This window comes from Melaminivora jejuensis (assembly GCF_017811175.1).
Lineage (GTDB): Bacteria > Pseudomonadota > Gammaproteobacteria > Burkholderiales > Burkholderiaceae_C > Melaminivora > Melaminivora jejuensis.
In genome coordinates this window covers 1,188,124-1,200,459 of the sequence record NZ_JACWIJ010000002.1, presented here as the reverse complement: position 1 = coordinate 1,200,459, position 12,336 = coordinate 1,188,124, and the positions used below count along the sequence as shown (strand labels likewise).

Below are 12,336 nucleotides of genomic sequence, written 5' to 3'. Positions count from 1 at the left end.
CTGCCTGCCTTCCTACAATCGTCCGATGACCCGCAAGAAGCTCCCCATCGGCATCCAGACCCTGCGCGAGATCCGCGAGGATGACCACTACTACGTGGACAAGACGCCGATTGCGCTGCAGTTGATAGCGCAGGGCAAATACTTCTTCCTCTCGCGGCCCCGGCGCTTCGGCAAGAGCCTGTTCCTGGACACGCTCAAGGAGCTGTTCGAGGGCAACCGGGTGCTGTTCGAGGGGCTGCACGCCGAGCAGCACTGGGACTGGTCGGTGCGGTATCCGGTGCTGCGCTTCAGCTTTGGCGGCGGCTTGCTGGGCAGCGTGGAGGACTTGCGCGCCAGCCTGCACACCCAACTGACGCGCCATGAGGAGCATTGGGGTCTGTCAGCCAAGTATCCTGATGCGCGCAGCCGGTTTTCCGAACTCATCCTGCGCCTGGCCGAGCAGACCGGCCAGCGCGTGGTGGTGCTGATCGACGAATACGACAAGCCCATCCTCGATCGCATCGAAGACCAGGACGTGGCGCTGCAGCTGCGCGAGGTGCTCAAGGACTTTTATTGCGTCATCAAGGACAGCGACGCGCACATCCGCTTTGCCTTGCTGACCGGTGTATCCAAGTTCAGCAAGGTGAGCATCTTTTCCGGCCTGAACAACCTCAACGACATCACGCTGGATGCGCCGTATTCAGCCATTTGCGGCTACACCGAGCACGACATCGACACCGTGTTCGCGCCCGAGCTGCCCGGGCTGGATCGCGATGAGATCCGCCGCTGGTACAACGGCTACAACTGGCGCGGCGAGTCGGTCTACAACCCCTTCGACGTGCTGCTGCTGTTCCAAAAGCGCCAGTTCCAGCCTTACTGGTTCGAGACCGGCACGCCCACCTTTTTGGTCAAGCTGCTCACGCGGCGGCGCCAGTTCACGCCGGCGCTGGAAAACGTCTTTGAATCGGCCACGCTGCTGTCGTCGTTCGAGGTGGACAACATCGCCACCGAAGCGCTGCTGTTCCAGGCCGGCTACCTCACCATCACCGGCGAGCGCTACCGCCCCGGGCGGCTGGCGCTGCAGCTGTCCTATCCCAACCTGGAAGTCAAGACCAGCCTGAACAACAGCCTGCTGGGCGCACTGTGCGGCGCCACCGAAGTGCCCGAGCGCTACATCAACCCGGTCTATGACCTGCTCGAAGCGGGCGACCTCGCGGGGCTGCAGCAACTGCTGCACAGCTTCTTTGCCAGCATCCCGCACGACTGGTACCGGGGCAACCCCATTGCCCAATACGAAGGCTACTGGGCCAGCGTCTTCTACAGCTACTTTGCTGCGCTGGGGCTGGACATGGTGCTGGAGGACGCCACCAACCAAGGCCGCATCGACATGGCGCTGCGCTGGCTGGGGCAGACCTGGCTGTTCGAGTTCAAGGTCGTGGAGCTGGTGCCTGAAGGGCGGGCCATCGAGCAGCTGCAGCAGAAAAACTATGCCGACAAATACCGCGCCGGCGGGCCGGTGCACCTGGTGGGCGTGGAGTTCAGCCGCGAGAGCCGCAACATCGTGGCATTCGATACGCTGACCGTGGGTAGCTGAGGCGCTTGCTTCCTCTGCCTCTTGAGGGTGCGTCTTCACCCCCTCATCCTTTGAGGAGCACCTCTTCCCCCCTCCCCCCTGGGGGAGGGCTGGGGTGGGGGCCAGCGACGCTGGCCGCACGGCATGGCGCGCCAGAACCAGCCGGCCCCCATCCCGGCCTTCCCCAGCGGGGGAAGGAGCCAGGACAGCGCACGCCTGCATCGGGCGCAGCGCATGGCAGCACACCGCCTGCATCAGCCCCGCAGAACTCCTGTTTTGATAGCTGTCAGTGCTTGCCCGGCAAGGGTTTGCAGCCGATTTGACCAAAAATCTAGGCTATGAATCCCTCAATCAACCCTGCCACGACCTGCGGCTGGTCGTGGTGCAGCATGTGGCCGGCGTCCTCGACCCGGGCGGTGCGTACGTCGCGCACGTGCTGCAGGCGCTGGTGGTATTCGGCCAAGGTGTATCTGTCCTTCCACCATTGGGAGAGGCTGTCGCTGCTGGCCTCCACCGACAGCACCGGCGCCTCGATGGCCGCGTACAGCGCATTGGCCTCGTCCACCCGGTACAGCTGCGGATTGACCACCTTGTGCGCGGCGTCGCCCAGGATGGCCCAGCGGCCATCGCTGCCAGCCTCGGCCCACTGGTGCGCCAGCCAGGCGGCCTTGTCGGCGCTGATGCGCGGGTTGGTCTTCATCAGGCGCTGGGCCACGCCCTCGGCGTCGGCGTAGGTCTTCAGATCCAGCTCGCCGCGCTGGTGCTGGCGCAGCTCGTCCATCCACTGCACGTAGCGCTTGCCGGCCTGCTCGGGCCGGGTGGCCGGCAGGCCAAAGCCCTCCAGATTGACCAGCCGGCGGATGCGCGCAGGCCGGATGCCGGCGTAGAGCATGGCGATGTTGCCGCCCATGCTGTGCCCGATCAGGTCGATGGGCTGGCTGCCGGCGTAGTGATCCAGCAGCTGATCGAGGTCGGCAAAGTAGTCGGCAAAGACATAGTGATCGACCGGCGCCGGCGCGCGCGTGTGGCCAAAGCCGCGCCAGTCGGGCGCGATGATGCGCCGGCCCTGCGCGAACGCGGCGCCGAAGGCATCGACCACGAACTGCCAGGACGCGCCGACGTCCATCCAGCCATGCAGCAGCACCAGCGGCGGCAACCCGCTGGCGGCCTCGCCCCACAGGCGGACGTGGTAGTCGAGTGTTCGGATGCGCACGCTTTCGGTGCGCGCGGTGCGCAGGGGCCGGTACATGGAGGTGGAAGAGGACATGAACCGATTATTGGTCTGCCCCCGTCTTGCCTTCAGTCAAGCGCGGGACAAAACGGCGCCAGCCGCGCCGTACCGCGCGACGCCTCGGCCAGCCCCTACACTTGCCCGCCATGAGCAAAAGCACCGCCCCGTTCCCCCTCGTCCCGCTTGGCCGCAGCGAGCTGCGCGTCACCCCCATCTGCCTGGGCACCATGACTTTTGGCGAGCAGGTCGGCGAGGCCGACGCCCACGCCATCCTCGATCGCGCCGTCGAGCGCGGCGTCAACTTTCTTGACACGGCAGAGATGTACGCCGTGCCGGCGCGGCGCGAGACCTGCGGCGCCACCGAGACCATCATCGGCCGCTGGCTGGCCGCACGCCCCGGCCTGCGCGAGCGGCTGGTCATCGCCACCAAGGTGGCCGGCCCCTCGCGCGGGATGCCGTGGATACGCGATGGCCTGGGCCTGACGCCGGCGGACATCGCGGCTTCCTGCGAAGGCAGCCTGCGCCGGCTGCAGACCGACGTCATCGACCTCTACCAGATCCACTGGCCTGAGCGCCACGTGCCGGCCTTCGGCCAGCTCTACTACGAGCCGGCCCAGGAGACCAGCCAGACCTCCATCCATGAGCAGCTCGACGCGCTGGCGCAGCTGGTGCGCGCCGGCAAGGTGCGCCACATCGGCCTGTCCAACGAGACGCCCTGGGGCGTGCACGAGTTCGTGCGCCTGGCCGAGGCGCATGGCCTGCCGCGCGTGCTGTCGGTGCAAAACCCGTATTGCCTGCTCAACCGCAGCTGGGACAACGCCATGGACGAGAGCTGCCACCGCCTGGGCGTGTCGCTGCTGGCCTACTCGCCCCTGGGCTTTGGCCTGCTCACGGGCAAGTACGACCAGCACGCGCCCGCCGACCCGCAGGCGCCGCAGGATGCGCGCATCGCCCGCTACGAGTCGGTGCGCAAGCAGCGCTGGGGCCGGCCCGAGGCGCTGGCCGGCGCGCGCCGCTACAACCAGCTGGCGCGCGAGCATGGCCTGACGCCGGTGCAATTGGCGCTGGCGTTTTGCTACCGCAGTTGGCGCGTGGCCAGCACCATCATCGGCGTGACCACGCTGGCCCAGCTCGATGAGAACCTGGACGCCTGGAGCGTGCCGCTGGCACCCGAGCTGCTGCGCGAACTCGACGCCATCCGCTGGCAGCTGCGCGATCCGGCGCAGTGAGTGAAGTGGCCTTGATACCACCTGAAAATTCAGTCAAATCGACCGCAAACCCTTGCCAGACAAGCGCTAACAGCTATCATTTTTACCAATCCATCCCATCATGGCCAAAAAGGACAAGGCGGCACACGTCAGCGAAACCCCGGCAACGCAGTTGCTGCGCGCCCATGGCGTGCCCTTTACCGAGCATCCGTATGACTATGTGGAGCACGGCGGCTCGGCGGAGTCGGCGCGCCAGCTCGGCCTCGATGAGCACATGGTGGTCAAGACCCTGGTCATGCAGGATCAGGACGCGCGCCCGCTGATCGTGCTGATGCACGGCGACTGCACGGTCTCCACCAAGAACCTAGCACGCCAGATCGGCGCCAAGAGTGTGCAGCCGTGTAGCCCGGAGGTGGCGCAGCGCCACAGCGGCTACCTGGTCGGCGGCACCTCGCCCTTCGGCACGCGCCGCGCCATGCCGGTGTTCATCGAAGGCAGCATCCTGGCGCTGCCGCGCATCGCCATCAACGGCGGGCGGCGTGGCTACCTGGTGCAGCTGGCCCCGCAGGTCTGCGTGCAGTTGCTGGCCGCCCGGCCCGTGCAGTGCGCGCTGGGCGACGAGGGCGCCGCCCGCGCATAGCGCACGGGCGCACAGGCGTTCGGACACACAGGCAACAGGGCCAGCACCGTGGCAAGCCTCCTCGTCGCCATGTTGTGCGTACACCTGCTGTGCTTTGGCGCCATGTTCTGGCTCATCAGCACGCGGCTGCAAGAGAGCCGGCTGGGCATGGACGTGTTCGCCCTGGGCAATGCCATGCTGGGCCTGGCCTATGTGCTGCAGCTCTCGGGCGGGCCGCCGGGCTGGAATGCTGCGAGCGTGCTCAACCACACCCTGACACTGTGTACGCCCGTCGTCTATTGGATCGGCGGGCTGCGCTTCTTCGGGCGGCCCGCGCGCCTGCTCGGGCCGCTGCTCATGCTGGCGCTGGCCTATGCGCTGGCGCAGGCGCTGGTGCAGTGGCTGCTGGGGTCTGCGGCGCGCTACGCCATGCTGGCGCTGGCCTCGGCGCTGATCTTTGCCGCCATGGTCGTGGCGCTGCTGCACGCCGCGCGCACCAGTGCGCGTGACCTGCGCGTGGAGATGCTGTTCTTCGCCGTGCTCCTCGCCGGGCTGGGGGCCTTGAATGCTGCCAAGTTCGTGCGCCTGCTGCAGGGCGGCCTGGCGGTGCTGGACATGGGGCAGCCTTTCCAGAGGGTGTTCTATGCCTACATGACTTTTCTGACGGCAGTGCTGGCGCCGGCCATGATCTGGCTGGTGCTGCGCCGCCTGACCGATGCACTGCGCGCCACGGCGGCGCACGACCCGCTGACGCAGCTGCTCAACCGGCGTGGCCTGCTGGCGGCGCTGGAGGGCCACTTCGGCGCCCGCAGCGCCGGGCCGGCACACCTGCTGCTGCTCGACATCGACCACTTCAAGCACATCAACGACACCCACGGCCACCAGGTGGGCGATCTGGTGCTGTGCCAGGTGGCGCAGGTGCTGCGCGAGGCCGTGCGCCACGGCGACCTGGTGGCCCGCATGGGGGGCGAGGAATTCGTCGTCATCAGCCTGGACACCGACGAGGCGGGGGCGCTGCAGTTGGCCGAGCGCCTGCGCGCTGCCATCGAAAGCCAGGCGCTGCAGCCCGCAGGCGCCCAGGAGCTGCTGCACTGCAGCGTGACCATCGGGGTTGCGCGCCCCTTTCATGAGCCGCGCGGCCTGGGCAGCGCCATGCAGGAGGCCGACGCTGCCCTCTACCGGGGCAAGGCTGGCGGGCGCAACCGGGTCGAGCCGGCCTGTCCCGGCGGGGCCGAGGCCACCGCGCTGCACCCGGCCTGAATGCCGGACGCGCTGCCGGACAGGCGCAGGGCGGATGGCAAAATGCCCCGCCGCGCCATCAGCCGCCCATCTTCTGTCCCCCTTGGCGCCTCCCTGCCGCCCATTTCGTCCGCTTTCGAGAAAGCCCGCTCGTGACCCTTGCCTCCGTCTATCCCATCCTGGCGACCATCGCCGCCTATCTGCTGGGTTCGCTGTCCTTTGCCGTCATCGTCAGCCGCCTGATGGGCCTGTCCGACCCGCGCACCTACGGCAGCAAGAACCCGGGGGCGACCAATGTGCTGCGCTCGGGCTCCAAGGCCGCCGCCGTCGTCACCCTGGCGCTGGATGCGGCCAAGGGCTGGCTGCCGGTGGTGCTGGTGCGCTGGTTCGGCGCGCCTCATGGGCTGGAGGAGGGCACGCAGGCCGCCGTCGGCCTGGCGGCCTTTGTCGGGCACCTGTGGCCGGTGTTCTTTCGCTTCGAGGGCGGCAAGGGCGTGGCCACCGCCGCCGGCGTGCTGCTGGGCGTGAGCGGCTGGCTGGGCCTGGCCACGCTGGCCACCTGGGTCATCATCGCGGCGTTCTTTCGCTACTCGTCGCTGGCCTCGCTGGTGGCGGCGGTGTTTGCGCCGTTTTTCTACATCCTGGGCGCCGGCATGGCCTGGTACTCGGACGCGCGCATCGGGCTGGCGATCGCCGTCATGGCGGGCCTGCTGGCCTGGCGGCACAAGGACAACATCCGCCGCCTGCTGGCCGGCACCGAGTCGCGCCTGGGGGCGAAGAAGAAGGCCTGAGAGCGTGCTTACGATCCCCGCGCGGGTGCGCGAGCGTGGCCTCGGGCGGTCTGCGGCGTTGCAAATCCTCGCGATAGCACGGGCTATCGCTGCGGTTTGCGCCTGGCAACCCATCCCGATCCGCACCCGCGCCCCTGCGCGCGGAGATCGTAAACACGCTCTGAGGGCCGTCCCTTCCAGGGCGTTGGGGCGAGTCAGCCCTTCTCTCGCCTTCAGCCTTTCAGCGAGGTGCTGCGCTGCGCGGCAAACAGGCCCAGGCGCACCATGACGCGGTGGTTCAGCTCCAGGCTGACGGCCGAGCGCGCCAGCGCCGATTGGATGCGCGGTGCGCCGCGCCCGGCGTGGTACAGGCGCGGCGCGGCCAGGGCGCTGCCGCGCGCGTCGATGACGCTGGCCACCAGGGGCGACTGCGCCTGCAGGCCACGGCGCAGCACGGCGCCGATCTCGCCGTTTTCCAGCCGCACGAAGGTGCCCGGCGGGCACAGGCCCACGGCGCGCGTCAGCGTCAGGCCGACCTCGTCCTGGGCCGATGCCGGCGCGCCGAGGATGGCGCGTGCCGAATCGGTGATGCTGCGCCCGGTGCGCGACTTGCGCGGGCTGATCATGGCGGCGTAGCGATCCACCGTGGCCAGGATGCGCGCCAGCCGCCCGGACGGACTCATGCTGGCCAGCGGCGGCGGCTGGCCCACTGGCACATGGTGCGCGGCCACGGCATCCAGCCACAGCGCATCGTCCACGCCCAGGTGCTGCAGCATGGCCCGGCTGACCTGCGGGTGTTCGTTCACGGCCTGCTGCTGCATGGCGCTCAGCGGCTCGTGCTGCAGGGCCAGTTCATCCTGCAACTGGGTCATGCCGATGTTCATGGTGAAGGCCGCGCACACCAGGCTGATGCGCTCGGCCTCGGGCAGCAGCAGCTCGTGCGCCAGCACATGGCACAGCGCGGCACAGACCAGGGCGTGCGCGGCGCTGTAGCCCGCCGTGGAGGTCGCGGCCAACTGGAACATCAGGTACAGCGCTGCGTCGCTGTCGTGTGCCACCAGGTCATCGAGCCAGTATTCGCACTGGTACACCTTGGGCACGAAGCCCTGCACGTGCGCCGGGCGGCCCATCAAGGTGGCGGCAAAGGCCTCCAGGTCAGCCCACTGGCCCAGCAGGTCTTCGTACTCGCTGTCGGGCAGCTCGGCGGCGGCGCGCGGGGCGCTGGAGCGGGCAGGGCGGTCATGGTGGCGGGCAGGCAGCACGGTCGGGCCGCGCTGCGTGTTCAGTCGCGGAAGTTGTCGAACGTCAGCGGCAGGTCGGCCACTTCCTTGCGGATCAGCGCCATGGCGGCCTGCAGATCGTCGCGCTTGGCCCCGGTGACGCGCACCTTGTCCTCCTGGATGGCGGCCTGCAGCTTCATCTTGCTGTCCTTGATGAGCTTCTGGATCTTCTTGGCCTGCTCGCTGTCGATGCCGTTCCTCACTTTGATGACCTGCTTGAGCTTGTCGCCGCCGATCTTCTGCGGCTTTTGCACGTCCAGGAAGCGCACATCGACATTGCGCCGGGTCAGCTTGCCGCGCAGCAGATCCTCGACCTGCTGGAGCTGGAATTCGGCATCGCCGAACAGGGTGATTTCCTTGTCCTTGAGCTCCACGGCAGCGGACGTGCCCTTGAAATCGAAGCGCGTGGCGATTTCCTTGGCGGCGTTGTCCACGGCGTTCTTCACTTCAACAAAATTGGCTTCACAGACGGTATCGAAAGAGGGCATGGCTACACCTTGGATGAACGGGTCGGACGCCCGCCGGGCAGAGGCTGCAAAAGGGCGGGTGCGACAATCCGGGCGATGTTAGTCGAGAAAAATGTGTCCCTTCAGGCCTGCAACACCTTCGGCATCGCGGCCAGTGCCGATACCCTGGTGCGCGTGCGCTCGGCACAGGATGTGCAGGACGTGCTGGCCGATCCGCTGCTGGCGCGCCAGCCGATGTTCGTGCTGGGCGGCGGCAGCAACATCGTGCTCACGGGCGATGTGCAGCCGCTGGTGCTGAAGATGGAAATCCAGGGCCGGCGCCTGCTGGAGGAAACCCCGCGCGGCTGGATCATCGAGGTCGGCGCCGGCGAGAATTGGCACGACACCGTGGCCTGGACGCTGGCCCAGGGCTGGCCGGGCCTGGAAAACCTGGCGCTCATCCCCGGCACCGTGGGCGCCGCACCGGTGCAGAACATCGGCGCCTATGGCGTGGAGCTGCAGGATCGCTTCCATTCCCTGGTCGCCATCGACCTGCACAGCGGCGAGCCCTTCATGCTGGATGCCGCGCAGTGCGCCTTCGGCTACCGCGATTCGGTCTTCAAGCACCGCGCGCCCGCAGGCCAGCAGGGCGCGCCGCGCGGCATGGGCCTGGCCGGGCGCGCCATCATCACCCACGTGCGCCTGTGGTGCCCCAAGGACTGGCGGCCCGAGCTGGGCTACCTCGACCTGGAGAAAAAACGCCAGGAAGCCGGCATCGCACAGCCCAGCGCGCAGCAGATCTTCGAATGGGTCTGCGAAGTGCGCCGCGCCAAGCTGCCCGACCCCGCCGTGGTTGGCAACGCCGGCAGCTTCTTCAAGAACCCCACGGTGTCGCCCGAGCAGTGCCTGGACATCATCGCGCGCGACCCCAAGGTGGTGCATTACCCGCTGCCCGACGGCAGCATCAAGCTGGCCGCCGGCTGGCTGATCGATGCCTGCGGCTGGAAGGGCAAGCGCGTGGGCAAGGCCGGGGTCTATGACCGCCAGGCGCTGGTGCTGGTCAACCGTGGCACGCCGGACGACAGCGTGACCGGCGGCGAGGTCATGACGCTGGCGCGCGCCATCCAGACCAGCGTTTATGAGCGTTTCGGCATCCGGCTGGAGCCCGAGCCGGTGGTGGTGTGAGGCAAGTTTTTCAGATTTGATAGCTGCCAGCGCTTGCCTGGCAAGGGTTTGCGGCTGATTTGACCTGATTTCTGGCAGGGCTGCCCACGGCTGCTGGGCACCTGGGCGACGCCACCCGGGCAGGCGGGCCATTACGATGCCGCGCCATTGACACCCGCCCTGTCTCGACAGCCCAGGAGAGATCCATTTGAGCCACAGCAAGCACTCGCCGGCCAGCGCGCCGGCCACCGATCAACCCTCCGGCCACGCCTTCGCCCGGCGCCTGACGCCGCAGATGCTAGGCGTGCTCGAACGCATGGCGCGGCGCAACCTGCCGCCCATGCACAGCCTGACCCCGCAGCAGGCGCGCGCCGCCTATGCCGCCGGGGCCGACGTGCTGGAGGTGCCGCGCGCCGAGCTGGCGCGGGTGGAAGAGCTGCACATCCCGGCGCGCGACGGCGCGCAGCTGCTGGCGCGGGTGTACGCGCCCACGCACGACCCCGGCCTGCCGCTGCTTTTGTACCTGCACGGCGGCGGCTTCACCATCGGCAGCGTCGAGACGCACGACGTGCTGTGCCGCGAGCTGGCGCGCCTGGCCGGCTGCATAGTGGTGTCGCTGGACTACCGGCTGGCGCCCGAGCACCGCTTTCCCACCGCCGTGCATGACGCCTGGGATGCGCTGCAGTGGCTGGCCGGGCACGCCGCGCAGTGGGGCGCCGACCCGGCCCGGCTGGCCGTGGGCGGCGACAGCGCCGGCGGCACGCTGGCCGCCGTGTGCGCCCTGCTGGCGCGCGATGCCGGCCAGGCGCTGGCGCTGCAGCTGCTGATCTACCCCGGCACCACGGCGCACCAGGACACGGCCTCGCACCGGGAGTTCGCCCACGGCCTGGTGCTGGAGGCCAGCGGCATCGACTGGTTCTTCGAGCAGTACATCGGCGCCGGCAGCGCGCGCGAGGACTGGCGCTTTGCCCCGCTGCTGGCGCCCGACGTGGACGGCGTGGCGCCGGCCTGGTTCGGCCTGGCCGAGCTCGATCCGCTGGTGGACGAGGGCATCGCCTACGCCGACCGGCTGCGCGCCGCTGGCGTCGCCGTCGGGCTGGAGATTTATCGCGGCGTGACGCACGAATTCATCAAGATGGGCCGCGCCATCCCCGAAGCGCGCCAGTTCCACCACGACGCCGCGCAGGCCCTGCGCCACGCCTTCGGCACCGACTGACACATGAATATGAATATGCAACGACAGGATTTCCGCTGCACGCTGCGCCTGCGCGTGCGCTGGTCGGAAGTAGACCCGCAAAAAATCGTCTTCAACGGCCACTATCTGAGCTATGCCGACTGCGCCATGACCGAGTACTGGCGCGCCCTGGCGCTGCCCTACGAGGCCAGCATGGGCGCCCTGGGCGGCGAGGTCTATCTGAAGAAGGCCAGCGTCGAGTACCACGCCTCGGCGCGGATGGATGACTGGCTGGACATCGGGATGCGCTGCACGGCCATCGGCAACAGCTCCATGACCTTCGTCTGCGCCATCTTCTGCGGCGACCGGCTGCTGGTGACGGTGGATCTGATCTACGTCTTTGCCGACCCGGCCACGCAGACCAAGCGCAGCGTGCCGCCGGCGCTGCGCGCCATCGTGGAGCACTTCGAGGCCGGCGGCGAGATGGCCGAGCTGCGCTGCGGCGACTGGGCCACGCTGGAGCGCGATGCCACGGCGCTGCGCATGGCGGTCTTCGTGCAGGAGCAGGGGATCGATGCGGCCATCGAGATCGACGAGCAGGATGCGGCGGCCTTGCACGCCGTGGCCTACAACCGCCTGGGCCTGCCGATTGCCACCGGGCGGCTGTTGCCGGCGCACGGCGGCGTGGCGCGCATCGGTCGCATGGCGGTGGAGCGCACCATGCGCGGGCAGCGCTGGGGCCGGGCGGTGCTCGATGCGCTGGTGCAGGCGGCACGCCAGCGCGGCGACCGCGCCGTGCTGCTGCACGCCCAGCGCAGCGCCGAGACCTTTTATCTGCGCGCCGGCTTCGCGCCCGAGGGCGCGCCCTTCGAGGAGGCCGGCATCGCCCACATCACCATGTGCCGCACGCTGGCAGACTGAATAATCTGCAAAATTGATAGCTGCCAGCGCTTGCTGGGCAAGGGTTTGAAGGCGTTTTGATCCATATTCCAGGCCGGTATCAGGCGCTGGCCTTCTTCTCGCGCGGCAGGCGGCCCATGAGGTAGAACTCGGCGTTGGGCTGCATCCCCGAAAAACTCGCCATGCGGTTGGACAGGCCGAAGAAGGCCGTGATGGCGGCGATGTCCCAGATGTCCTCGTCGTCGAAGCCGTGCGCGTGCAGGGCCGTGAAATCGGCGTCTTCGATCTCGTGCGAGCGCTGGCAGACCTTCATGGCGAACTCCAGCATGGCGCGCTGGCGCGGGCTGATGTCGGCGCGGCGCCAGTTGACCGCCACCTGGTCGGCGACGAAGGGCTTTTTCTCGTAGATGCGCAGGATGGCCCCGTGCGCCACCACGCAGTACAGGCACTGGTTGGCAGCGCTGGTGGCGGTGACGATCATCTCGCGCTCGCCCTTGGTCAGGCTGCTGGTGCGCCCGCAGCTCTCGGGCTCCATCAGCGCATCGTGGTAGGCGAAGAATGCCCGCCACTCGGCTGGACGGCGGGCAAAGGCGACGAAGACATTGGGCACGAAGCCGGCCTTTTCCTGCACGGCCAGGATACGGGTGCGGATGTCTTCGGGCAGCTCGTTCAGATCGGGCAGGGGGTAGCGCTCGGCCATGGATTCTCCTGAAAGTGGTGTTGTCGTCCCCGGATGGGGGCGGGCCAGCATAG

Annotated in this window: 12 protein-coding genes; 8 read left to right on the top strand and 4 right to left on the bottom strand. The window is 68.3% G+C overall.

What is annotated here, in order from left to right; translation table 11 throughout:
• The first annotated feature begins 25 nt into the window (after nt 1–25).
• Entirely contained in the window at nt 26–1,573 is a 1,548-nt protein-coding gene (locus IDM45_RS05800) for an ATP-binding protein (RefSeq protein ID WP_209422007.1), read from the top strand.
• Between the two features lie 310 nt (nt 1,574–1,883).
• On the opposite strand, the gene IDM45_RS05795 is transcribed toward IDM45_RS05800, so the two are convergent.
• Nucleotides 1,884–2,801, bottom strand: a complete 918-nt coding sequence (locus IDM45_RS05795) for an alpha/beta fold hydrolase (RefSeq protein ID WP_209424017.1) — start codon at nt 2,799–2,801, stop codon at nt 1,884–1,886.
• A 128-nt stretch (nt 2,802–2,929) separates the two neighbouring features.
• On the opposite strand from IDM45_RS05795, the gene IDM45_RS05790 reads away from it, so the two are divergent.
• From IDM45_RS05790 to plsY, 4 genes are all read left to right on the top strand, one after another.
• Nucleotides 2,930–4,012, top strand: a complete 1,083-nt coding sequence (locus tag IDM45_RS05790; RefSeq protein WP_209422006.1) for an aldo/keto reductase — start codon at nt 2,930–2,932, stop codon at nt 4,010–4,012.
• Between the two features lie 100 nt (nt 4,013–4,112).
• A complete protein-coding gene (locus IDM45_RS05785) occupies nt 4,113–4,631 on the top strand; it encodes an aminoacyl-tRNA deacylase (protein WP_209422005.1) in 519 nt (172 codons plus the stop codon).
• 48 nt (nt 4,632–4,679) lie between these two features.
• Nucleotides 4,680–5,870: a GGDEF domain-containing protein gene (locus IDM45_RS05780; RefSeq protein ID WP_325168949.1), complete on the top strand. Its 1,191-nt coding sequence runs from the start codon at nt 4,680–4,682 to the stop codon at nt 5,868–5,870.
• 131 nt (nt 5,871–6,001) lie between these two features.
• On the top strand, nt 6,002–6,640 hold the full coding sequence (plsY, locus tag IDM45_RS05775; RefSeq protein WP_209422004.1) for a glycerol-3-phosphate 1-O-acyltransferase PlsY: 639 nt from the start codon (nt 6,002–6,004) through the stop codon (nt 6,638–6,640).
• A 212-nt stretch (nt 6,641–6,852) separates the two neighbouring features.
• On the opposite strand, the gene IDM45_RS05770 is transcribed toward plsY, so the two are convergent.
• On the bottom strand, nt 6,853–7,881 hold the full coding sequence (locus IDM45_RS05770) for an HD-GYP domain-containing protein (protein ID WP_411828415.1): 1,029 nt from the start codon (nt 7,879–7,881) through the stop codon (nt 6,853–6,855).
• A gap of 20 nt (nt 7,882–7,901) precedes the next feature.
• A complete protein-coding gene (locus IDM45_RS05765; RefSeq protein WP_209422003.1) occupies nt 7,902–8,387 on the bottom strand; it encodes a YajQ family cyclic di-GMP-binding protein in 486 nt (161 codons plus the stop codon).
• Nucleotides 8,388–8,462: 75 nt separating this feature from the next.
• On the opposite strand from IDM45_RS05765, the gene murB reads away from it, so the two are divergent.
• The 3 genes from murB (at nt 8,463) to IDM45_RS05750 (ending at nt 11,604) form a co-directional block, all read left to right on the top strand.
• Entirely contained in the window at nt 8,463–9,530 is a 1,068-nt protein-coding gene (murB, locus tag IDM45_RS05760) for a UDP-N-acetylmuramate dehydrogenase (RefSeq protein WP_209422002.1), read from the top strand.
• Nucleotides 9,531–9,804: 274 nt separating this feature from the next.
• Entirely contained in the window at nt 9,805–10,725 is a 921-nt protein-coding gene (locus IDM45_RS05755; RefSeq protein ID WP_209424014.1) for an alpha/beta hydrolase, read from the top strand.
• Nucleotides 10,726–10,740: 15 nt separating this feature from the next.
• On the top strand, nt 10,741–11,604 hold the full coding sequence (locus IDM45_RS05750; RefSeq protein WP_209424013.1) for a YbgC/FadM family acyl-CoA thioesterase: 864 nt from the start codon (nt 10,741–10,743) through the stop codon (nt 11,602–11,604).
• A 79-nt stretch (nt 11,605–11,683) separates the two neighbouring features.
• Here the strand turns inward: IDM45_RS05750 and IDM45_RS05745 are convergent, their stop codons facing one another.
• Nucleotides 11,684–12,283, bottom strand: a complete 600-nt coding sequence (locus IDM45_RS05745) for a peroxidase-related enzyme (RefSeq protein WP_209422001.1) — start codon at nt 12,281–12,283, stop codon at nt 11,684–11,686.
• Nucleotides 12,284–12,336 lie beyond the last annotated feature (53 nt).